Below are 516 nucleotides of genomic sequence, written 5' to 3'. Positions count from 1 at the left end.
AGGGCTATTTTTCTCACCTTTTTACGCTTTCGAATAGCCCTCAATGTTGTTTTCATACTGATATTTAGCTTTCTTGTTGAAGAATAAGTAAGATAAATGCTCTTCACAAGTTCTTTAGAATCAAAAAGTTCTCTTGGTTCAAAAGAAAAGTGCTTATTGCTTAAGCGAATACTCACGGGATCCCAAAGAAATCGACGAGCTAGACAGATTACTGGTGTATTTAAAGGTTTATATTCCATTGCATACTCTTCTGTGTCAAATTGATATATTCCCATCCTTTGAAACTTATTGTATAATAATTTTGCTTCCCAGAAAGCAGCTGTCTTTCTTTCTACAATATCGTCCTTCCCAGCATATTGAAATTCCGTAATAAAGTTGCCAGACATCAGAAATTTCTTCCAATACAAGCTAGAAAGACGGGTCGGTCTTTCTTGAAACCTTCCAAACAGATGAAGATAATCCAATAATGGATTTTCTATTGTTATATCTTTGATATGCTCAAATCGATTGCTGCGA

The 516-nt window shown here is 34.7% G+C and carries 1 protein-coding gene; it reads right to left on the bottom strand.

Translation table 11 applies throughout. The features are described from left to right. Positions 1-516: hypothetical protein (locus IE038_RS24275; protein WP_189396449.1), on the bottom strand; the 516-nt coding region annotated here is incomplete at both ends.

It is taken from the genome of Pseudomonas laurentiana, from assembly GCF_014648275.1.
GTDB classification, from domain to species: domain Bacteria; phylum Pseudomonadota; class Gammaproteobacteria; order Pseudomonadales; family Pseudomonadaceae; genus Aquipseudomonas; species Aquipseudomonas laurentiana.
Note: the sequence above shows the minus strand (reverse complement) of the source record. Positions and strands in the feature narration are given on the sequence as shown.